This window comes from Bradyrhizobium sp. 147, from assembly GCF_023073935.1.
In the GTDB taxonomy this organism is placed as follows: Bacteria; Pseudomonadota; Alphaproteobacteria; order Rhizobiales; family Xanthobacteraceae; genus Bradyrhizobium.
In genome coordinates, this window is the sequence record NZ_JADPKL010000024.1 from 1 (window position 1) to 20,734 (window position 20,734).

The window sequence follows — 20,734 nt, forward strand, 5'->3', positions numbered from 1 at the left end:
GCCCGACGTCACCAACCAGATCACGCCGAAGCTGAAGGCGATCAAGGACCACCTCGAGCCGGCCTACCGGATCGAGCCGGGCGGCGCCTTCGAGGAATCCGCCAAGGGCAATGCCTCGATCTTCATCCTCTTCCCGCTAATGGTGATGGTGATGCTGACGCTGTTGATGATCCAGCTTCAGAGCTTCTCGCGCCTGATCCTGGTGTTCCTGACGGCGCCACTCGGCATCGTCGGCGCCTCTCTTGGGCTCAACGTCGCCAATGCGCCGTTCGGCTTCGTGGCGCTGCTCGGCCTGATCGCGCTTGCCGGCATGATCATGCGCAACACCGTCATCCTGGTGGACCAGATCGAGACCGACGTCTCGCACGGCCTGACCCGGCGCGAGGCCATCGTGGAGGCCACCGTCCGCCGCGCCCGACCGGTGGTGCTGACGGCGCTGGCCGCGATCCTCGCCATGATTCCGCTGTCGCGCTCGGCCTTCTGGGGCCCGATGGCGATCACCATCATGGGCGGCTTGTTTGTCGCGACCTTCCTCACGCTCTTGTACCTGCCGGGCCTCTATGCGCTCTGGTTCAGGAAGAGCCTGGATGAGGCTGGTACCGCCGAGCAGCCTGCCGCGCCGCAGCATGGGAGCGATGACCCACGCGCAATTCCGCTTGCTGAAGCGGCTGAATAAGTGAGATGAAGTGCTGGCTGACGAGTCCTGACAGATGACACTGATTGCGGAACATATCGAAGGCGACACCCGGGATCGTATCCTCGAGGTGGCCGAGCGGCTGTTCCGCCAGATCGGCTACCAGAAGACCACGGTCGGAGACATCGCCAAAGAACTGCGGATGAGTCCCGCCAACGTCTATCGCTTCTTCGAATCGAAGAAGGCGATCCATCAGGCGGTGGCCCGCTCGCTGATGGGCGAGGTCGAGCTGGAGGCGCAGCGGATCGTGGCGCGGCCCGGTCCGGTGCTGGAGCGCTTCCGCGAGCTGCTCACCACCATCCATCGCATGAACACCGAGCGCTATGTCGGCGACAATAAGCTGCATGAGATGGTCGAAATCGCCATGCAGGAGGACTGGGACGTCTGCGTCACCCACATGGAATGTATCGCCGGAATGATCGGCCAGATGATCGGGCAGGGCGTCGCCGCCGGCGAGTTCGAGGCACCGGACCTGCAATTGGCCGCGCTCTGCTCCTGCACCGCAATGATGCGCTTCTTCCATCCCCAGATGATCGCCCAGTGCGCCACCAAGCCGGGCCCGACCATCGACCAGATGATCGATTTCGTCATCGCGGGATTGTCCCCGCGGCACTGACGAGGCGGTGGGTTTCCTCCTATAAGCAGCTTCGCGCCACCCCTAACGGATGGATGGCGGCAAGGACGGACCAACACACTCCGTCTTTGCGAGCTTAGCGAAGCAAATCCAGGCTGTCGCCGCGGAGGATTCTGCATTGCTTCGCTCCGCTCGCAAGACGGGAAGGAAACAGAGCGTGACCGCCAAAGACCCCTACTTCTACGAGCCCTCCAAGGGCCACGGCCTCAAGCACGATCCCTTCAACGCTATTATCGCGCCGCGGCCGATCGGCTGGATCTCCTCGCGCGATGCCAGGGGCCACGTCAACCTCGCACCCTACAGCTTCTTCAATGCGTTCTGTTATGTGCCGCCGATCATCGGCTTCTCCTCCACCAATTGGAAGGACACGGTCGAGAACATCCAGCAGACCGGCGAATTCGTCTGGAATCTCGCCACGATGGATCTGGCGAAGCACATGAACGCAACCGCCGCGCATGTCGCGCCCGAGGTCGACGAGTTCGAGGTCGCGGGCCTGACCGCCGTGCCCGGCAAGCTTGTCAACGTGCCGCGCGTCGGCGAGAGCCCGGTCGCCTTCGAATGCAAGGTCTCCGACATCGTTCGTCTCAAGGGCGCCAACGGCAAGGAGGCTGACGCCTGGCTGACGCTCGGCGAGGTCGTCGCCGTCCACATCGACAAGGCCATGATCAAGGACGGCGTCTACCAGACCGCCGCCGCCCGACCCATCGTCCGCGCGGGGCGCCGCGGCGACTACTTCGAGATCAAGCCGGAAAACATGTTCGAGATGGTCCGGCCGGATTAGGCCGGCGCCTCCGCTTTCTCTATGAGTCATTCCATGAGTCATTCCGGGGCGACGCGTAGCGTCGAGCCCGGAATCCATTCATCCACCGCGCTGCTGCAGGATGGATTCCGGGCTCGCGCCTGACGGCGCGCCCCGGAATGACGGCGGCATCCCCCGCCTCCTGCCGGAACTGCACCCACGCCCCCGCCGTTATGGCTCGGGCGGCTGCCCGGCCGCGTCAATGTTGCAGGCGAGATGTTCGCCTCCGCCAGCCGATTTCCGCTAAAATGCCCGATAACCGCGCCGTTGCATGAGGTCCGCCATGAGCTTCCGCCGCGACACCATCACAAAGCCGATCTTCTCATGGGCGCGCGGCGTGCTGCCGGCGATGTCCGATACCGAGCGCGAGGCGTTGGAGGCCGGTGACGTCTGGTGGGACGCCGATCTCTTCACCGGCAATCCCGATTGGTCGAAGCTGCTGAAGGTCCCGCAGGCAACGCTGACCGCGGAGGAGCAGGCCTTCCTCAATGGCCCCGTCGACGAGCTCTGCGCCATGCTCGACGAGTGGAAGATCTTCTGGGAATGGCGCGACCTGCCGCAGGACGTCTGGCACTTTGTCAAGCGCGAAAAGTTCTTCGGCATGATCATTCCGAAGGAGTTTGGTGGGCTCGGCTTCTCCCCCTACGCGCATTCGGAAGTGGTGCGCAAGATCTCGACCCGCTCGATCGCCGCCGCCGTCACGGTGATGGTGCCGAACTCGCTCGGCCCCGGCGAGCTCTTGATGCGCTTCGGCGCCAGGGAGCAGCAGCAGCGCTGGTTGCCGCGCCTCGCCGATGGTCGCGACATTCCCTGCTTCGGCCTCACCAGCCCGGAGGCCGGCTCCGATGCCGCCTCGATGGTCGACACCGGCATCATCTGCAAGGGCGAGTTCGAGGACCGCGAGGTGATCGGCCTTCGTCTCAACTGGCACAAGCGCTACATCACGCTCGGCCCCGTCGCGACGTTGCTCGGTCTCGCCTTCAAGGCCTATGATCCCGATCACCTCGTCGGCGATCAGGAAGAGCTCGGAATCACGGTGGCGCTGATCCCGACTAATCTGCCCGGCGTTGAGATCGGTCACCGCCATCTGCCGTCGATGCAAGTGTTCCAGAATGGCCCGAACCGGGGCCGCGACGTCTTCATCCCGCTCGACTACGTCATCGGCGGCGAAGCTCGGCTCGGGCAGGGCTGGAAGATGCTGATGACGGCGCTCGCCGCCGGGCGCGGCATCTCGCTGCCGTCGCTGTCGGCCGCCGGCGCCGCCTTTGCGGCGCGCACCACCGGTGCCTATGCCCGCATCCGCGAGCAGTTCGGCATCTCCATCTCCAAGTTCGAGGGCGTCGAGGAGCCGCTCGCGCGCATCGTCGCGACCGCCTATCAGCTCGATGCGGCGCGGCGGCTGACCTGCGCGGCGCTCAATGCCGGCATTCATCCTGCCGTCATCTCCGGCATCATGAAGCTGCATGCGACCGAACGCATGCGCACTGCGATCGACGACGCCATGGACATCCACGGCGGCAAGGCGGTGATCGATGGTCCGCAGAACTATCTCGGCAATCTGCATCGCGCCGTGCCGGTCGGCATCACGGTCGAGGGCGCCAACATTCTCACGCGCAATCTCATTGTGTTCGGGCAAGGCGCTATCCGCGCGCATCCCTATCTGCTCGGCGAGATGAATGCGCTCGCCGATACCGACCGCGAGCGCGGCCTCGCCGCGTTCGACAAGGCGTTCTGGAAGCACGTCGGCCACAGCTTCCGCACACTGCTTCGCGCCTTTGGCCGAAGCTGGACGTTCGGCGCCTTCGCACCGGCGCCTGACGCGGGCGATGCCACGTCATTCTATCGCCAGCTCTCGCGCTACTCTGCCGCCTTCGCGCTCTGCGCCGATCTGGCGCTGCTGACGCTCGGCGGCGCGCTCAAGCGCAAGGAGATGCTGTCGGCGCGGTTCGGCGACATTCTGTCCGAGCTGTATCTGCTCTCGGCCGCGCTGAAGCGCTGGCAGGACGAGGGCCGTCAGAAGGAGGATTTCGCCGCGCTGGAATGGTGCATGGCGACGGGCTTCCGGACCATCGAGAACCGGCTCGCGGAAATTCTGGCCAATCTGCCGAACCGCTTCGTCGCAGCCTTCCTCAAGCTCGTGATCCAGCCGTTCGGCGCACGCGTGCTCGGCCCGTCGGACCGCGTCGTCCATCAATGCGCAAGCCTCGTCCTGGAGCCGTCGGCGGCGCGCGAGCGTCTCACGCCCGATCTCGCCCATGTCGACGACGACGGCGGCTTTGCCCGGCTCGAGCGCGCGTTCAAGCTGGTTGCAGAAACCGATGCGATCGCCAGGCGCATGCGCGCCGCGCAGGTCCGCGACTGGAAGGACGCGGTCGCCAAGGGTGTGATCACGCAAGCCGAGGGCGAGCGGCACGCCGCCGCCCGCGAAGCCGTCAACGAAGTGATCGAGGTCGATGATTTTGCGCCGGAGGCGCTGTCACCGATTTACAAGAAATCCGGCGATGTGCATCAGTTCTTCCAGGAACTCGGTGAACAGAGGGCGGCGAGCTGATGGCACGACCGGTTTTCATCATCGACGGCAGCCGGACGCCGTTTCTGAAGGCGCGCTCGGGCCCCGGCCCGTTCACGCCGGTGGATCTCGCGGTGCAATGCGGCCGGCCGCTGCTGGCGCGCCAGCCGTTCGCCCCGACTGACTTCGACCAGGTCATCCTCGGCTGCGTCAACGTGATCGCGGACGAGATGAACCCGGCCCGTGTCGCCGCGCTGCGGCTCGGCATGGGCGAGGACATGGTTGCCTTCACGGTACAGATCAATTGCGGCTCCGGGATGCAATCGATCGACACCGCCTATCGCTACATCCGCGAAGGCCATGCCGACATAATCCTGGCCGGCGGAACCGAGGCGCTGAGCCACGCGCCGCTGGTCTGGCCGAATTCCGGAGTGCGCTGGTTCGCCGGGCTCGCCACCGCCAAGGGCGTTGCCGCGAAGCTCGCCGCAGCCTTCAGGCTGCGCCCAAGCTATCTCAAGCCGATCATCGGCCTCGAGCGCGGACTGACCGATCCCGTCACCGACTTGAACATGGGCCAGACCGCCGAGGTCGTCGGTCATCTCTTTGGCATCACGCGCGCGCAGTCCGATGCCTACGCGGCCGAGAGCCATCGCCGCCTTGCGCATGCGCAGGCCGAAGGTTTTCTGAAGGGCGAGGTTGAGACCGCGTTCTCCAGGGATGGCAAGTTCTTCGACCATGACGACGGCGTACGCCCGGACTCGACGGCCGAGACGCTTGCAAAGCTCCGGCCGGTGTTCGAGCGCCCCTGGGGACAGGTCACCGCCGGCAATTCCTCGCAGATCACCGATGGCGCCTCCTGGGTGATCCTGGCCTCCGACGCCGCGGTCGCCAAGCACAAGCTGACTCCGAAAGCCGTCATCGTCGACAGCAATTGGGCCGCGCTCGATCCTAGCATCATGGGACTCGGCCCGGTGATGTCGGCGACGCCGCTGCTCCAGCGCAACGACATCAGCATCAACGACGTCGAGACCTGGGAATTGAACGAGGCTTTCGCCACGCAGGTGCTCGGCTGTCTCGCCGCCTGGAACGACGATAAATTCTGTCGCGAGATTTTGGGGCTCGACGGCGCAGCCGGCGAGATCGCCCGCGAAAGACTCAACGTCGACGGTGGCGCGATCTCGCTCGGCCATCCCGTCGGCGCCTCCGGCAACCGGATCGTGCTGCATCTCGTCAACGCCATGAAGCGGCTTGGCACGCGGCGCGGCGTTGCCACCGAATGCATCGGCGGCGGGCTCGGCGGCGCCATGCTGATCGAGGCGCTGTGACCATGGATTCCAAGATCATGACCGCGCTTGGCGATCGCGTGCTGGAGCTCGGGCCAAAGCCTGGGACAGACAGCCCCTACAAGCATTTCAAGCTGACGCGCGATGCCGATGGTGTCGCCTGGCTGCTGTTCGACCGCGCCGAGACAAGCGCCAACACGCTGTCCTCGGATGTGATGGAGGAGTTCGATGCCGTGCTTGCGGCGATCGAGACCGAGCGTCCCGCCGGCCTCGTGATCCGCTCGGCAAAGCCGTCCGGCTTCATTGCCGGTGCCGACGTCAACGAATTTCGCGGCGCGTCCGATCCCGAGACGGTGGAGACACGCATCCGGTCCGCGCGTGCCGTAGTCGATCACCTGGAAGCCTTGAGGTTGCCGACGGTGGCGGTCATCCACGGCTTCTGCCTCGGCGGCGGGCTCGAGGTCGCGCTCGCCTGCCAGGCGCGCATCGCCATCGAGGGTGCGCGCTTCGGCTTCCCGGAGGTGATGCTCGGCCTTCATCCAGGCCTCGGCGGCACCGCGCGCTTCACCGCGCTGGTCAATCCGACCCAGTCGATGGCCCTGATGCTGACCGGCCGCACCATCGATGCGCGCCGCGCCAGATCGCTCGGCCTCGTCGACACCGTCACGCAGGAGCGCCACGTCCACAATGCCGTGAAGGATGCGCTGTTCGGACGTCTGAAGCGGGCGCGGCCGGGCTTGCTGGTTCGCGCGGCGAATGTCGGCCTCGTGCGCGGGCTGCTCGCCAAACGCATGCGCTCGGAGGCGGCGAAGGCGGCATCTCGTGAGCACTATCCGGCGCCCTATGCGCTGATCGATCTCTGGGAGACCCATGGCGGCAGCAAGGCCGCGATGCTGAAAGCCGAACAGGCCTCGTTCGCCAAGCTGATGGTGACGCCGACCGCGCAGAACCTGATCCGGGTCTTCTTCCTGCGCGAGCAGATGAAGAAGGCGGCGGGCAGCGGCAATGCCGTCAAGCATGTCCATGTCATCGGCGCCGGCGCCATGGGCGGTGACATCGCGGCCTGGTGCGCGGGACAGGGGATGCGCGTCTCGCTCGCCGACATGAAGCCGGAGCCGATCGCCGGCGCGGTGAAGCGCGCGGCCGAACTCTACGGCAAGATCATTCGCAAGCCGACCGACGTGCGCGACGCACTCGATCGCCTCATTCCCGACATGGACGGAGAAGGCGTACGCAACGCCGATCTCATCATCGAGGCCGTGCCGGAGAAGCTCGAGCTGAAGCAGAAGGTCTATGCCGGCCTCGAGCCGCGAATGAAGCCCGGCGCGATTCTTGCGACCAACACGTCGAGCATTCCGCTACAGGACTTGCGAACGACGCTGGCGCGGCCGGATCGGCTGGTCGGCCTGCATTTCTTCAATCCGGTGTCGCGGCTGCAACTGGTCGAGGTCGTCAGCCATGACGGCAACGACCCGCAAGTGCTGAAAGAGGCGCTCGCCTTCGTCGGGGCGATTGACCGCCTGCCGCTGCCCGTGAAGAGCTCGCCCGGCTTCCTCGTCAATCGCGCACTGACGCCCTACATGCTGGAAGCCATGGTGATGCTGGACGAGAAGATCGACCAGCGCCTGATCGACGCCGCGGCCGAGCAGTTCGGCATGCCGATGGGACCGATCGAGCTGGCCGACCAGGTCGGGCTCGACATCTGTCTCGATGTCGGCGACATGCTGCGCACCAGGTTCGGCGATCTGCTGCCGCCGACGCCGGCCTGGCTGCGCGAGAAGGTGGCCAAGAGCGAGCTCGGCCGCAAGACCGGCAAGGGCTTTTATGTCTGGAAGGACGGCAAGGCGGAGAAGGCACAGCTTCCCGAGACCGGCCCGCGCGTCACCGACCAGATGATCGACGGCCTGGTGCTGCCGATGTCCAACGTCTGCGTCGCTGCGCTGCGCGAAGGCGTCGTCGACGACGCCGACGCGGTCGACGGCGCCACGATCTTCGGCACCGGCTATGCACCGTTTCGTGGCGGTCCGTTGAACTATGCGCGCACGCGCGGTGTGGAAAATGTCGTATCCAGCTTGCGCGCGCTGGCCGAGCGATTCGGCGAGCGCTTTGCGCCCGATCCGGGCTGGAACAGTTTCTCGTGAGAGAGATATGAGTGAACACGCCACCACCGGGCCGCGCGGGGATCTCTGCATCCGTACTCTGGCGATGCCCGCCGACACCAACGCGAATGGCGACATCTTCGGCGGCTGGCTGCTCAGCCAGATGGATGTGGGCGGCGGCGTGTTCGCCTCGAAAGTCGCGAAGTCGCGCACAGTGACCGTCGCGATCGAAGCGATGAATTTTCGCAAAGCGGTCTATGTCGGTGATCTCGTATCCGTCTACGCCAATCTCGTACGGGTGGGCCGCACCTCGCTCACCGTGCATCTGGAAGCCTGGGCGCTGCGGCGCGGCGAGGAGCATCCGTTCCTCGTCACCGACGGCAATTTTACCTATGTCTCGATCGACGAGCACGGCCGTCCGCAGGCGGTTCGCGCGACCGACACGACAATCGCGACGTAATCGCGCGCGACGCTCTGCCTCATCTCACGAACACGTGGCAAGCGCCGCAAACGCGGCGCGACTAAGTCATCGCGTCGCGTCTTCGCCAAGAACCAGTCATAAAACGGATGAGGTCCCGGCGTACTCAATTGCGTGTCGATTCGGGGTGGAAACGGCCTCAAATGCCCGCGGAACCTTTGGGCAGGAATGCCGTTATTTGCCCGCACTGAGGAATCCACGGGCCATGCCGGACAGCTACATCATCGAAGTCAATTCGCAGACCGCAGGTATCGTCGTTCGTTCTCAGGGAGGCTACTGTTTCTTCGCCTCATCCGACCGCTTCAACCGCCTCGAAGGTCAACTCTTCCGTAACGCCCGCGAAGCCGAGCGCGCCGCGCGCAAGCTTGTGAACGGCGAGGTGAAGGAGGCGGCGTAAGCGCGTGCCGCTTGGTAATTTTGACGCGCGAAGCGTGGTCGGAAATTTTTACCGCCCACACCGCTGCTCCTCCTTTTCTCCTTGCGGGAGAAGGTGGCGCGAAGCGCCGGATCAGGGTCGGCTTCGCAAACGCAGAAGTGGGAGGTTGGTTTCGTGGATAGAGACCTCTCCCGTCTCGCCGCTTCGCCGCGAGCTCCCGCAAGGGAGAGGGTTGAACGTCATCACAACTTCGTCGCCGCCCGCGACAGCAGCTTCCATTCGTCGCCCTGCTTCTGCCAGTTCATCAGGATGTGGAGGTTGGTCGATACTTTCTTGCCATCGGCCGCCATCTCCTGTTCGCCGAGCCAGTGGAAGCGCACGATCGCGGCGGGACCGACGACCTTGATGGTCGGGTCCTTGTATTCGATCGAGAGGAATTTCGACTTGCCGTCGGTCGCATTGGCGATGAAGGTCGCCTTGTCCTCGACCTTGCCGCTGGAATGGCTGTAGCTGAGCTCCTCCGCGCAGAGTGCGCCGAGCGCCTTGGGATCGGCTGCGATCTGGGCGAGGCGGAAGGCCTCCACCTTCTTCGCCACGGCCTCTTCGTCCGCTGAAGCGGCCAATGCAGGTGCCGCGAGAGCAAGCGCCGAGACGGCGAGAGTCGAGAGAGCCAGATCGCGTCGGTTGATCGTCATCGTTTCCTCCTTTTTGATCTTGCCACGAGTGTTGCAGCCGCGCGCGACTTTGTCGAGTGCCGCATTGTCGTGATGTGGACGCGTCATTGCGCAATCGAGGCCGTATTGATACGTCTTTCGCATTGATGCGCCACGCACTTGGGAAGTACGGAAATGATCGAGGCCAAAAGGCAAGCGATGGGCAGGGCGTTACTGTTCGACATTGACGGGACGCTGGCCGATACGGATCCGCTTCATCGCGAAGCCTTTCACCGCGTGTTCGCCCCGCGGCCATGTGGTGGATGATGAGCGCTTCAAGCGCGAGCTTCAGGGCTTTTCCAATGTGTCGATCGGAGAGCGATTTCTGCCAGACGAATCGTCGGAACGGCGCCTCGCAATCCTCGGCGAGAAGGAGGCGATCTTTCGTGATCTGGTGGCCGGGCAGATCGCGCCGATACCGGGGCTGATGGCGCTGCTCGACCGTGCGGATGCCGCCGGCATTCCCATGGTGGCCGTGACCAACGCGCCGCGCCTCAACGCCGAGCTGCTGCTCTCCGGCCTCGGCATCACTGAGCGGTTCAAGGCAATCGTGATCGGCGACGAGCTGCCGCACGGCAAGCCGCACCCGCTGCCCTATCAGGAAGGGCTGCGTTTCGTCGGCGCCAGCGCAGAGGCGTCGATCGCGTTCGAGGATTCACGCTCCGGCGTGCAATCGGCCGCAGCGGCCGGCATCCCGACCATCGGCATGCGCACCACCCTCAGCCATGCAGACCTTGTTGCCGCGGGCGCGGTCGCGTCCGCGCGCGCCTACGACGATCCGGAGCTGCTCGCGCGCCTGGCCGCCGCCATGGCGTGGTGAGGCAGTCCGTTAACCGTGATCGTCTCCCGCATTGACCGAACGCGCGAACCGCCGCACCATGCATCGTTCTGATTTGAGGCTCTTGCCGTGACCGGACTGACCCATCGCCAAGCCGAAATCCTCAACCTCGCGCGGGCCTCAGGCCGCGTCATGGTCGAGGAGCTCGCGCGCCGGTTCGAGGTGTCGGCGCAGACGATCCGCAAGGATCTCAACGATCTCTGCGAGCGGAGATCGCTGACCCGCATCCATGGCGGCGCCATCATCGCCTCGGGGGTTGAAAATCTCGCCTACGAGGCGCGCCGCTTCGTCGCTGCCGATGAGAAGAAGGCGATCGGCGCTGCTGCCGCCTCGCTGATCCCGAACGGCTGCTCGCTCTTCATCAACATCGGCACCACGACGGAGGAGGTCGCGAGCGCGCTGACCTCGCACGAGGATCTGCTCGTCATCACCAACAATCTCAACGTCGCCATGCTGCTCTACCGCCATCCCCGCATCGAGGTGGTGGTCGCCGGCGGCACCGTGCGGCGCGCCGACGGCGCGGTGGTCGGCTCGACCGCGACGCAGCTGATCGGCCAGTTCAAGGTCGATTACGCCATCATCGGGGCGTCCGCGATCGATGAAGAGGGCGCGCTGCTCGACTTCGACTATCGCGAGGTGCAGGTGGCGCAGGCGATTATCGCCAATGCGCGCAGCGTTATGCTGGTCGCCGATTCCACAAAGCTCCGCCGCAGCGCGCCGGTGCGGATCGCCCACATCAGCCAGATACAGACCTTCGTCACCGACCAGGAGCTGCCCGAGCGTCTCGCCACCATCTGCCACAGCAAGGGCATCGAGGTGGTCGAAGCCATGCCGAAGGAGGCGAGGGAGATTGATGAGACGCAGGCCGATGCGCAGGATGCCGCGCCTGAAGCGGTGCCGGTGGTGCGGTTGCGCTAAGATTTAGGTGCGTCCCAGGGGTTCAGCAGCGTCACGCCCGTAGGTTCGAAATCTCCCACATTGCGCGTAGCGACCGTTAAGCCGTGAACAAGTGCGGTCGCAGCAATAAGGGCGTCGTGCCCCTAATCTGTCCGTTCTCCTGCCGATTCCCCGCTCCGTTGAAGAGTTCCTCTTTCGCTTCCCCTCGCTTCTCTTTCATCTTGCTTTCGTTTCAGGGTGTGATCTAATCAAAAACGAAAGTTGCCGCCTCGATGAACGGGCGGTCGCCGGGGGATGCGTCTGTTGGAGCGTATTTTCGACCTCGCCATCATCGGAGGCGGTGTGAATGGCTGCGGCATCGCGCGCGACGCGGTGGGCCGCGGCAACACGGTTTTCCTGTGCGAAATGAACGATTTGGCGAGCGGGACGTCGTCCTGGTCGACCAAGCTGGTGCATGGCGGGCTGCGCTATCTCGAATATTACGAATTTCGCCTGGTCCGAGAGGCCCTGATCGAGCGCGAGATCCTCTGGGGCATCGCGCCCCACATCATCCGTCCGCTGAGATTCGTCCTGCCGCATCACGCCGGCCTGCGCCCGGCCTGGCTGCTGCGCCTCGGCCTTTTCCTCTATGACCACATTGGCGGCCGCCACCTGCTGCCCGCGACCCGCTCGGTGGATCTCCGGCGTGACGAGGTCGGTCGCCCGCTGATCCCGAACCGTTACAGCCGCGCGTTCGAATATTCCGACTGTTTCGTCGACGACGCCCGTCTCGTCGTGCTCAACGCGCGCGACGCCGCCGACAAGGGCGCCGAGATCCGCACCCGCACCCGCGCCACCGAGATTCGCCAGTCCGACGGCGTCTGGACCGTCGCCATGGTCAACACGCTGACCGGCGAGCGCTCGTCGATCCAGGCGCGCGCGCTGGTCAATGCCGGCGGTCCCTGGGTCGAGGACGTGCTCGGCCGCGGCGCCGGCCTCAATGCGAAGGCCAAGGTGCGCCTGGTGCAGGGCTCGCACATCGTGGTGAAGAAGCTCTACGACCACGACCGCGCCTACATGTTCCAGAACGCCGACGGCCGCATCATCTTCGTGATTCCGTACCAGGACGATTTCACGCTGATCGGCACGACCGACCGCGACTATGATGGCGATCCCGCCAAGGTGAAGGCGACAGCCGAGGAGATTCAATATCTCTGCACGGCGGCGAGCGAATATCTGGCCAAGCCGGTGACGTCCGACGACGTGGTCTGGACCTATTCCGGCGTACGCCCGCTCTATGACGACGGCGCCAGCGAGGCCAAGGCCGCGACCCGCGACTACGTGTTCGAGCTCGATACGCCCGGCGGCGTGCCGCTGCTGTCGATCTATGGCGGCAAGATCACGACCTATCGCCGACTCGCCGAAGAGGCGCTGGAACGGCTGGCGCCCTATCTTCGCAGCGCGAAAGCGCGCGAGGGCTGGACCGGCAAATGGCCGCTGCCCGGCGGCGATATGAACGTATCCGACATCGACGGCCTGATCGCCGAGCTCCAGCGCGGCTATCCCTTTCTCAGCCACGAGCATGCGCGGCGCCTCGCCCGCGCCTATGGCACCCGTGCCATCAAGCTGCTGGGCGATGCGAAATCGGCCGCCGATCTCGGCCGGTCCTTTGGTGCGACGTTGACCGAGCGCGAGGTCCGCTATCTCATGGCGAATGAATGGGCGGTCACCGCCGAGGACGTCGTCTGGCGCCGGTCCAAGCTCGGCCTGCGACTATCTGCCGACGAGATCGCCGCGCTTGATGACTGGATCAGGGCCCACGCCGTGCCGCAAACTCCCCTGTTGGAAGCAGGAGGACGCTCATGACAGTGACGCTCGATCACGTGACCCGGACGGTCGAGGGCGTCCCGCACATCCGCGACGTCTCGCTGACGTTCGAGAGCGGTACCCTCAACGTACTGCTCGGCCCGACGTTGTCGGGCAAAACCTCGATCATGCGGCTGCTCGCCGGCCTCGACAAGCCGACGACGGGCAGGGTGCTGGTGGGCGGCAAGGACGTCACCGGCGCCGACGTGCGCCAACGTTCGGTCGCGATGGTCTATCAGCAATTCATCAATTACCCCTCGCTCACGGTCTATGAGAACATCGCCTCGCCCCTGCGCGTGCAGGGCAAGCCGCGCGATGAGATCAAGGCGCGTGTCGCGGAGGCTGCAAAGCTGCTCCGCCTCGAGCCGTTCCTGAAGCGAACTCCGCTCCAACTCTCGGGCGGCCAGCAGCAGCGTACCGCGATTGCGCGCGCGCTGGTCAAGGGCGCCGATCTCGTGCTGCTCGACGAGCCGCTCGCCAATCTCGACTACAAACTCCGCGAGGAGCTGCGCGCCGAGCTGCCGCGCATCTTCGAGGCCTCCGGCGCGATCTTCGTCTACGCCACCACCGAGCCGACCGAGGCGCTGCTGTTAGGTGGCAACACCGTGTGCATGTGGGAGGGTCAGGCGCTCCAGATGGGCGAGACATCCAACGTCTACCGCCGCCCGCAGACGCTGCGCGTCGCGCAGGTGCTTTCGGATCCGCCGCTCAATCTCGTCGGTATCGAGAAGAGAAATGGCTCCGTGCAATATGCCGGCGGCACGGCCTCGCCCGCCTCGGGACTCTATGCCGGTCTTGCGGACGGCGCCTATCGCGTCGGCTTCCGCGCGCATCAACTCGGGCTTGCCAATGGCGAGGCCGGCCGCCACGCCTTCCACGCCACGGTGACGGTGACCGAGATCACCGGTTCGGAGAGTTTCGTGCATCTGACCCGCGAGGGTTCGAACTGGGTGGCGGTCCTGCACGGCGTGCACGAGTTCGAGCCGGGCCAGACCCTCGACGCCGTGCTCGATCCCAATGATGTCTTCGTGTTCGATGCGGCCGATCGTCTGGTCGCTGCACCTGGCATAGCGTTTTCAAGCGAATTGCGTAGCGGTTCGCGTGAAGAAAACGCATCAAACAGAAAAAGCTCCTGAGGGAGATGCGCCATGGCCCGCATTGACCTCGTCAATCTCGCGCACTCCTATGGCGGCAATGATGCGCCGTCGGAAAGCTTTGCGCTGAAGCCTGTGACCATGACCTGGCGGCAGGGCGGCGCCTATGCGCTGCTCGGGCCGTCCGGCTGCGGCAAGACCACGCTGCTCAACGTCATCTCCGGCATTATCACGCCCTCGCGCGGAAAGATCATGTTCGACGGTGTGGACATCACACCATTGTCAACCCAGAAGCGCAACATCGCCCAGGTGTTCCAGTTTCCGGTGATCTACGACACCATGACGGTGGGGCAGAACCTGGCGTTTCCGCTGAAGAACCGCGGCGTGCCGAAGGCCGAGATCGACAAGCGCGTGGCCGAGATCGGCCGCCTGCTCGATCTCGAGCCCTATCTGAACCGCAAGGCGACGCGGCTCACGGCCGACGCCAAGCAGAAGATCTCGCTCGGCCGCGGTCTGGTCCGCTCCGACGTCGCCGCGGTGCTGTTCGACGAGCCGCTGACCGTGATCGATCCCGAGCTGAAATGGCAGCTCCGCTCCAAGCTGAAGGCGCTGCATCGCGAGCTCGACCTCACGATGATCTACGTCACCCATGACCAGACCGAGGCGCTGACCTTCGCCGACACCGTCGTCGTCATGCATGACGGCCGCGTGGTGCAGAGTGGCACGCCGGCCGAACTGTTCGACAAGCCTGCCCATACGTTCGTCGGCTACTTCATCGGCTCGCCCGGCATGAACATCCTGCCGGCGGAGGTGAGGGGACGCGAGGCGCGGATCGGCGGGCACGTCATCGCGCTCAACCGCAGCTACGACAATTTGCCTTCGGGCGCCAAGGTCGAGATCGGCGTCCGTCCCGAATTCGTCGAGGTCGTCGCGCCCGCGCCCGGTCTGCTCACCGCGAAGATCGAGCGCATCGACGATCTCGGCCGCATCCGTTTCGCGCGGGCGCGGCTCGGCGATGCAAAGCTCGCCGCGCGCGCCCCCGGCGGATTCACCAGCCCGGACGGCAACGCGGGGCTGAAATTCGATCCGTCGCATGTCCACGTCTATGCCGACAGCCTTCTGGTGGAGGGAGGCGCCTGATGGACAAGATCGTCAACCAAAAAGCGTGGTTCCTGGTGCTGCCGGTGTTCCTGGTCGTCGCCTTCTCGGCGGTGCTGCCGCTGATGACGGTGGTGAACTATTCGATGCAGGACACCTTCGGCAACAACCAGTTCTTCTGGAACGGCGTCGGCTGGTTCAAGGAGCTGCTCGATCCCTCGACCGATCTCGGCGGCCGCTTTCTCGCTTCGCTCGGCCGCAATCTGTTTTTCTCGCTGGTGATCCTCGCCATCGAGGTGCCGCTTGGCATCCTCGTCGCGCTGTCGATGCCGCGCGAGGGCTGGACGGTTGCGGCCTGCCTCGTCATCCTCGCGCTGCCGCTGCTGATTCCGTGGAACGTGGTCGGCACGATCTGGCAGATCTTCGGCCGCCCCGACATCGGCCTGCTCGGTTATGCTCTCAACGCCGCGGGCTTCGACTACAACTACGTCTCCAACGACATCGACGCCTGGGTCACGGTCATCGTGATGGATGTCTGGCACTGGACCAGCCTCGTTGCGCTGCTCTGTTACGCCGGTCTGAAGTCGATTCCCGAAGCCTATTACCAGGCCGCCCAGATCGACGGCGCCTCGCGCTGGGCCGTTTTCAAGGCGATCCAGCTGCCGAAGATGAACCGCGTGCTCTTGATCGCGGTGCTGCTGCGCTTCATGGACAGCTTCATGATCTATACCGAGCCCTTCGTCGTCACCGGCGGCGGGCCCGGCAACTCGACGACCTTCGTGTCGATCGAGCTGGTCAAGATCGCGCTCGGCCAGTTTGACCTCGGCAAGGCCGCCGCGCTGTCGCTGGTCTACAATCTGGTCATCCTGATCGTCTGCTGGATCTTCTACACCGTCATGACCAATGCCGGCGTCGAACGCAAAGTCCAGGCAGAGAGCGAGCCGGCGATTGAGTCCAAGCCCTCGGTCCGGCTCAAGCCCGTGCCCGCGCTCAAGCCAAAGGAAGGAGTGGCCTGATGCATTCGATCCCCGGCCGCCGCCTCATCATGGGGCTGTTCCTGATCTTTCTGCTGCTGCCGATCTACTGGCTCGTCAACATGAGCTTCAAGACCAACAGCGAGATCGTCTCGACGATGACGCTGTGGCCGCATACCCCGACGCTCCAGCACTACAAGCGCATCTTCACCGACGAGAGCTGGTACTCGGGCTACATCAACTCGCTGGAATACGTTGTCCTCAACACCGTCATCTCGATCGCGGTGGCGCTGCCGGCGGCCTACGCCTTCTCGCGCTACCGCTTCCTCGGCGACAAGCACCTGTTCTTCTGGCTGTTGTCGAACCGCATGGCGCCGGCCGCGGTTTATGCGCTGCCGTTCTTCAACCTCTATTCGGCGATCGGCCTGTTCGATACGCCCTGGGCGGTCGCGCTCGCGCACTGCATCTTCAACGTTCCGCTGGCGGTGTGGATCCTGGAAGGCTTCGTCTCCGGCGTGCCGCGCGAGATCGACGAGACCGCCTTCCTCGACGGCTATTCCTTCCCACGCTTTTTCATCAAGATCCTGGTGCCGCTGATTGCGAGCGGCATCGGCGTCGCCGCCTTCTTCTGCTTCATGTTCTCATGGGTCGAGCTCTTGCTCGCGCGCACGCTGACCTCGGTGCAGACCAAGCCCATCGCCGCGATCATGACGCGCACGGTGTCGGCCGCCGGCATGGATTGGGGCCTGCTGGCCGCCGCCGGCGTGCTCACCATCATTCCGGGCGCGCTCGTGATCTGGTTCGTCCGCAACTATATCGCGCGCGGTTTCGCGCTTGGCCGGGTCTAAGGAGGCTCATATGGAATCCATTGCATGGATGGCCTGGACGCTGCCGACCGCGATCTTCTTCGCAGCGCTCGCCTGCACGCTGGCGGTGATGACGTGGCTTGCCGCGGTCTATCCCGAGGCCGAGCGCGTCGGCGTGCTCAGCATTCCGACCACGCGAGGCGACCGCCTGTTCATCTCGCTGATCGCGGCCGCCGTCATTCACCTCGTGTGGATCGGCCTCGTCGGCACCGATGCGATCGCCACGCTGCCGGTGGGCGAGGAAGGTTTTGAGATTTCGAGCCTGTGGCTCGCAAGTGGAATTTCGCTGGTCATGGCCGCGCTTATTTTTCGCACGGTCTGAAGCTGGCGAAGGGACGGCCAGATCCGGGACCAACCCGGGCCTGTATAAAAGTTTGTCGCTGCAACGGAGGAATAACATGCGACAGTTCAGGAGAAGGAAAGGTCCATTGACCAGGAATAGCTTTACGACGATGTCCAGCGTCGCCGCGATCGTTGCGGTGTCGTTCGCCGTCTCGGCGCCGGTTCGCGCCGCCGACGACGCCGTAATCCAGAAGTGGATCGCGGAATTCCAGCCCTCGACGCTGTCGAAGGAAGACCAGAAGAAGGAGCTGGAGTGGTTTGCCAAGGCCGCCGAGCCCTTCAAGAACATGGAGATCAACGTTGTCTCCGAGACCATCACGACCCACGAATATGAAGCGCAGACGCTGGCCAAGGCGTTCTCCGAGATCACCGGCATCAAGCTCAAGCACGACCTCATCCAGGAGGGTGACGTCGTCGAGAAGCTCCAGACCCAGATGCAGTCCGGCAAGAACGTCTATGACGGCTGGATCAACGATAGCGACCTGATCGGCACGCATTTCCGTTACGGCCAGACCATCGTGCTGTCGGACTACATGGCCGGCGAGGGCAAGGACGTCACCGATCCCATGCTCGACGTCAACGACTTCATCGGCAAATCGTTCACCACCGGGCCGGACGGCAAGCTCTATCAGCTTCCCGACCAGCAGTTCGCCAACCTCTACTGGTTCCGCTACGACTGGTTCACCAATCCCGACTACAAGGCCAAGTTCAAGGCCAAGTATGGCTACGAGCTCGGCGTGCCCGTGAACTGGTCCGCCTATGAGGACATCGCCGAGTTCTTCACCAACGACATCAAGGAGATCAACGGCGTCAAGGTTTACGGCCATATGGACTATGGCAAGAAGGACCCCTCGCTCGGATGGCGCTTCACCGACGCCTGGCTGTCGATGGCCGGCAACGGTGACAAGGGCATTCCGAACGGCCTGCCGGTCGACGAGTGGGGCATCCGCATGGAAGGCTGCCGTCCGGTCGGCTCGTCGGTGGAACGTGGTGGCGACACCAACGGTCCAGCCGCGGTCTACTCGATCACCAAGTATCTCGAGTGGCTGAAGAAGTACGCGCCGCCGCAGGCGCAGGGCATGACGTTCTCCGAAGCTGGCCCGGTGCCGGCGCAGGGCAACATCGCCCAGCAGATCTTCTGGTACACCGCCTTCACCGCCGACATGGTGAAGCCGGGTCTGCCGGTCGTGAATGCGGACGGTACGCCGAAGTGGCGCATGGCTCCCTCGCCGCACGGCTCCTACTGGAAGGAAGGCATGAAGCTCGGCTACCAGGACGCCGGCTCCGCGACGCTGCTGAAGTCGACTCCGCCGGACCGCCGCAAGGCAGCCTGGCTCTATCTCCAGTTCATCGTCTCCAAGTCGGTGAGCCTGAAGAAGAGCCATGTCGGTCTCACCTTCATCCGTGAGTCCGACATCTGGGATAAATCCTTTACGGAACGTGCGCCGAAGCTCGGCGGCCTGATCGAGTTCTACCGCTCGCCCGCCCGCGTGCAGTGGACCCCGACCGGCAACAACGTGCCCGACTATCCGAAGCTCGCGCAGCTCTGGTGGCAGAACATCGGCGATGCGTCGTCCGGTGCGAAGACGCCGCAGCAGGCGATGGATGCCCTTGCGGCCGCCCAGGACTCCGTGATGGAACGCCTCGAAAAGTCCGGCGTGCAGGGCGCCTGCGGTCCCAAGCTGCACAAGAAGGAATCGGCCGAATACTGGTTCGCCAAGGCCCAGAAGGACGGCACGATTGCTCCGCAGCGCAAGCTCGCCAACGAGAAGCCGAAGGGCGAGACGGTCGACTACGACACCCTGATCAAGTCGTGGCCGGCCACTCCGCCCAAGCGCGCGGAAGCGAAGTAAGCAGCGTCTCATAACAACGAAGGCCGGGAGCAATCCCGGCCTTTTTCTTTTTGGTGAGTTGGGCTCGAGCGGAGCGAAGCAGTCCAGAGTCTTCCCGCGAAGGCAGTCTGGATGCTTCGTCGCCAGCGCAAAATTGCTTCGCAATTTTGTCGCGGGCTCCTCGCAATGACGGCGAATGGGGCTACGGCGCAGCCTTACTCCGCCAGCTCAGCCGCGAGCGTCGGATAGTCCGTGTATCCTTTCGCGCCGCCGCCGTAGAACGTGGTCTTGTCCCAGTCGTTCAGGGCCGCGCCTTGCTTCAGCCGTTCGACCAGGTCGGGGTTGGAGATGAACGGCTTGCCGAAAGCGATGAGATCGGCGGCATTCGCGTCCAGCACCTTGTTCGCGAGATCGAAGCCGTAGCCGTTATTGGCGATATAGGCGCCCGAAAAGCGCTTGCGCAACGACGCATAGTCGAACGGTGCGAAGTCCCGCGGTCCGCCGGTGGCGCCTTCGACGACGTGGAGATAGACCAGCTTGAGCGCGCTGAGACCGTCGACGATGTGATCGAACAGAGCTTGCGGATTGCTGTCGGAGATGTCGTTGGCAGGCGTCACTGGTGAGATGCGAATGCCGGTGCGATCGCTGCCGGCTTCAGCCGCGACGGCTCTGGAGACCTCAAGCATCAACCGCGCGCGGTTCTCAATGGAGCCACCATAGGCGTCGGTTCGCTTGTTGGCGCCGTCCTTGGCGAACTGATCGAGCAGATAGCCGTTGGCGCCGTGGATCTCGACGCCGTCGAAGCCGGCTTCGAGCGCATTCTTCGCGGCGCGCTTGAAGTCGTCGATGATCCCGGGAATTTCGGACAGATCGAGCGCGCGCGGCTCGGAGACGTCGGCGAAGCCGCCGTTGACGAAGGTCTTGCTCTTGGCGCGGATTGCGCTCGGCGCCACGGGGGCTGCGCCATTCGCCTGGAGGTCGACATGCGAGATGCGGCCGACATGCCAGAGTTGGATGAAGATCTTGCCGCCGCGCTCATGGACGCGGTCGGTGACCTTGCGCCAGCCGGCCACCTGGTCTTTGGAATAGATGCCGGGCGTGTCCTGGTAACCCTGGCCCTGCTGCGAGACCTGGCTCGCTTCGGTGATCAGGAGCCCCGCGGAAGCGCGCTGGCCGTAATAATCGGCCGCGAGCGGACCAGGTACGAACGTGCCGGGCGCAGCACGGTTGCGCGTCAACGGCGCCATCACCAGGCGATTGGCCAGCGTGATCGGGCCGAGCTTGTAGGTCTCGAACAATTTGGTCGGACGGCTCATGGGAATGCTTCCAGGCGATGAGAGGTCACGAACACTTGTGCATCGCG

General features: G+C 64.4%; 18 protein-coding genes and 2 pseudogenes. 17 read left to right on the forward strand and 3 right to left on the reverse strand.

Translation table 11 applies throughout. From position 1 onward, the window contains the following. The 8 genes from IVA87_RS05545 to IVA87_RS05580 all read left to right on the forward strand — a co-directional run. The coding region (locus tag IVA87_RS05545) for an efflux RND transporter permease subunit (protein ID WP_247332969.1) at positions 1-676 on the forward strand (676 nt) is incomplete at its 5' end. 34 nt (positions 677-710) lie between these two features. Then, positions 711-1,310, forward strand: coding sequence for a TetR/AcrR family transcriptional regulator (locus IVA87_RS05550; protein WP_247300945.1), 600 nt, complete (start codon positions 711-713; stop codon positions 1,308-1,310). Between the two features lie 175 nt (positions 1,311-1,485). Beyond that, positions 1,486-2,109, forward strand: a complete 624-nt coding sequence (locus tag IVA87_RS05555; protein WP_247279563.1) for a flavin reductase family protein — start codon at positions 1,486-1,488, stop codon at positions 2,107-2,109. Between the two features lie 301 nt (positions 2,110-2,410). Further along, positions 2,411-4,678, forward strand: a complete 2,268-nt coding sequence (locus IVA87_RS05560) for an acyl-CoA dehydrogenase (RefSeq protein WP_247332972.1) — start codon at positions 2,411-2,413, stop codon at positions 4,676-4,678. Beyond that, positions 4,678-5,961, forward strand: a complete 1,284-nt coding sequence (locus tag IVA87_RS05565; protein ID WP_247300943.1) for an acetyl-CoA C-acetyltransferase — start codon at positions 4,678-4,680, stop codon at positions 5,959-5,961. The genes IVA87_RS05560 and IVA87_RS05565 overlap by 1 nt, the downstream gene beginning before the upstream one ends. A gap of 2 nt (positions 5,962-5,963) precedes the next feature. Then, positions 5,964-8,060 (forward strand): 3-hydroxyacyl-CoA dehydrogenase NAD-binding domain-containing protein, encoded by a 2,097-nt coding sequence (locus IVA87_RS05570; RefSeq protein ID WP_247332974.1) that lies wholly within the window; start codon positions 5,964-5,966, stop codon positions 8,058-8,060. A gap of 7 nt (positions 8,061-8,067) precedes the next feature. Beyond that, positions 8,068-8,478, forward strand: coding sequence for an acyl-CoA thioesterase (locus IVA87_RS05575; protein ID WP_247332977.1), 411 nt, complete (start codon positions 8,068-8,070; stop codon positions 8,476-8,478). Positions 8,479-8,701: 223 nt separating this feature from the next. Further along, entirely contained in the window at positions 8,702-8,893 is a 192-nt protein-coding gene (locus IVA87_RS05580; RefSeq protein WP_247279568.1) for a hypothetical protein, read from the forward strand. 221 nt (positions 8,894-9,114) lie between these two features. Here the strand turns inward: IVA87_RS05580 and IVA87_RS05585 are convergent, their stop codons facing one another. Next, the gene (locus tag IVA87_RS05585; RefSeq protein ID WP_247300940.1) at positions 9,115-9,567 is read right to left on the reverse strand and encodes a nuclear transport factor 2 family protein; all 453 of its coding nucleotides are present in this window, start codon (positions 9,565-9,567) and stop codon (positions 9,115-9,117) included. A 153-nt stretch (positions 9,568-9,720) separates the two neighbouring features. Between IVA87_RS05585 and IVA87_RS05590 the strand changes: the two are divergent. Beyond that, positions 9,721-10,405, forward strand: a pseudogene (locus IVA87_RS05590) (HAD-IA family hydrolase). A gap of 87 nt (positions 10,406-10,492) precedes the next feature. Continuing rightward, on the forward strand, positions 10,493-11,341 hold the full coding sequence (locus IVA87_RS05595) for a DeoR/GlpR family DNA-binding transcription regulator (RefSeq protein WP_247300938.1): 849 nt from the start codon (positions 10,493-10,495) through the stop codon (positions 11,339-11,341). Here the strand turns inward: IVA87_RS05595 and IVA87_RS05600 are convergent. Further along, positions 11,338-11,457 (reverse strand): annotated as a pseudogene (locus IVA87_RS05600) (VapC toxin family PIN domain ribonuclease); the annotation flags it as partial. The gene IVA87_RS05595 and the pseudogene IVA87_RS05600 overlap by 4 nt on opposite strands. Before the next feature lie 157 nt (positions 11,458-11,614). Between IVA87_RS05600 and glpD the strand changes: the two are divergent. The 7 genes from glpD to IVA87_RS05635 all read left to right on the forward strand — a co-directional run bounded on the left by glpD (position 11,615) and on the right by IVA87_RS05635 (position 19,392). Beyond that, positions 11,615-13,165 (forward strand): glycerol-3-phosphate dehydrogenase, encoded by a 1,551-nt coding sequence (gene glpD, locus IVA87_RS05605; protein ID WP_247300937.1) that lies wholly within the window; start codon positions 11,615-11,617, stop codon positions 13,163-13,165. After that, entirely contained in the window at positions 13,162-14,301 is a 1,140-nt protein-coding gene (locus IVA87_RS05610; protein ID WP_247300936.1) for an ABC transporter ATP-binding protein, read from the forward strand. Before glpD ends, IVA87_RS05610 begins: the two co-directional genes overlap by 4 nt. Positions 14,302-14,313: 12 nt before the next feature. Beyond that, on the forward strand, positions 14,314-15,399 hold the full coding sequence (locus IVA87_RS05615) for an ABC transporter ATP-binding protein (RefSeq protein ID WP_247332979.1): 1,086 nt from the start codon (positions 14,314-14,316) through the stop codon (positions 15,397-15,399). Next, positions 15,399-16,373 (forward strand): sugar ABC transporter permease, encoded by a 975-nt coding sequence (locus tag IVA87_RS05620; protein ID WP_247332981.1) that lies wholly within the window; start codon positions 15,399-15,401, stop codon positions 16,371-16,373. The genes IVA87_RS05615 and IVA87_RS05620 overlap by 1 nt, the downstream gene beginning before the upstream one ends. Further along, positions 16,373-17,179, forward strand: a complete 807-nt coding sequence (locus IVA87_RS05625; RefSeq protein WP_247279578.1) for a carbohydrate ABC transporter permease — start codon at positions 16,373-16,375, stop codon at positions 17,177-17,179. Before IVA87_RS05620 ends, IVA87_RS05625 begins: the two co-directional genes overlap by 1 nt. Positions 17,180-17,189: 10 nt before the next feature. Then, the gene (locus tag IVA87_RS05630; RefSeq protein WP_247300933.1) at positions 17,190-17,519 is read left to right on the forward strand and encodes a DUF2160 domain-containing protein; all 330 of its coding nucleotides are present in this window, start codon (positions 17,190-17,192) and stop codon (positions 17,517-17,519) included. Between the two features lie 130 nt (positions 17,520-17,649). After that, on the forward strand, positions 17,650-19,392 hold the full coding sequence (locus IVA87_RS05635; RefSeq protein ID WP_247279676.1) for an ABC transporter substrate-binding protein: 1,743 nt from the start codon (positions 17,650-17,652) through the stop codon (positions 19,390-19,392). Positions 19,393-19,586: 194 nt separating this feature from the next. Here the strand turns inward: IVA87_RS05635 and IVA87_RS05640 are convergent, their stop codons facing one another. After that, the gene (locus IVA87_RS05640; RefSeq protein WP_247300932.1) at positions 19,587-20,687 is read right to left on the reverse strand and encodes an alkene reductase; all 1,101 of its coding nucleotides are present in this window, start codon (positions 20,685-20,687) and stop codon (positions 19,587-19,589) included. Positions 20,688-20,734 lie beyond the last annotated feature (47 nt).

Bases quoted from the DNA above. Each gene is read 5' to 3' on its own strand.
- IVA87_RS05620 (WP_247332981.1), top strand. From the start codon at position 15,399: ATGGACAAGATCGTCAACCAAAAAGCGTGGTTCCTGGTGCTGCCGGTG.
- IVA87_RS05575 (WP_247332977.1), top strand. From the start codon at position 8,068: ATGAGTGAACACGCCACCACCGGGCCGCGCGGGGATCTCTGCATCCGT.
- IVA87_RS05550 (WP_247300945.1), top strand. From the start codon at position 711: ATGACACTGATTGCGGAACATATCGAAGGCGACACCCGGGATCGTATC.
- IVA87_RS05580 (WP_247279568.1), top strand. From the start codon at position 8,702: ATGCCGGACAGCTACATCATCGAAGTCAATTCGCAGACCGCAGGTATC.
- IVA87_RS05630 (WP_247300933.1), top strand. From the start codon at position 17,190: ATGGAATCCATTGCATGGATGGCCTGGACGCTGCCGACCGCGATCTTC.
- IVA87_RS05560 (WP_247332972.1), top strand. From the start codon at position 2,411: ATGAGCTTCCGCCGCGACACCATCACAAAGCCGATCTTCTCATGGGCG.
- IVA87_RS05640 (WP_247300932.1), bottom strand. From the start codon at position 20,687: ATGAGCCGTCCGACCAAATTGTTCGAGACCTACAAGCTCGGCCCGATC.
- IVA87_RS05610 (WP_247300936.1), top strand. From the start codon at position 13,162: ATGACAGTGACGCTCGATCACGTGACCCGGACGGTCGAGGGCGTCCCG.
- glpD (WP_247300937.1), top strand. From the start codon at position 11,615: ATGCGTCTGTTGGAGCGTATTTTCGACCTCGCCATCATCGGAGGCGGT.
- IVA87_RS05625 (WP_247279578.1), top strand. From the start codon at position 16,373: ATGCATTCGATCCCCGGCCGCCGCCTCATCATGGGGCTGTTCCTGATC.
- IVA87_RS05565 (WP_247300943.1), top strand. From the start codon at position 4,678: ATGGCACGACCGGTTTTCATCATCGACGGCAGCCGGACGCCGTTTCTG.
- IVA87_RS05635 (WP_247279676.1), top strand. From the start codon at position 17,650: ATGTCCAGCGTCGCCGCGATCGTTGCGGTGTCGTTCGCCGTCTCGGCG.
- IVA87_RS05570 (WP_247332974.1), top strand. From the start codon at position 5,964: ATGGATTCCAAGATCATGACCGCGCTTGGCGATCGCGTGCTGGAGCTC.
- IVA87_RS05615 (WP_247332979.1), top strand. From the start codon at position 14,314: ATGGCCCGCATTGACCTCGTCAATCTCGCGCACTCCTATGGCGGCAAT.
- IVA87_RS05585 (WP_247300940.1), bottom strand. From the start codon at position 9,567: ATGACGATCAACCGACGCGATCTGGCTCTCTCGACTCTCGCCGTCTCG.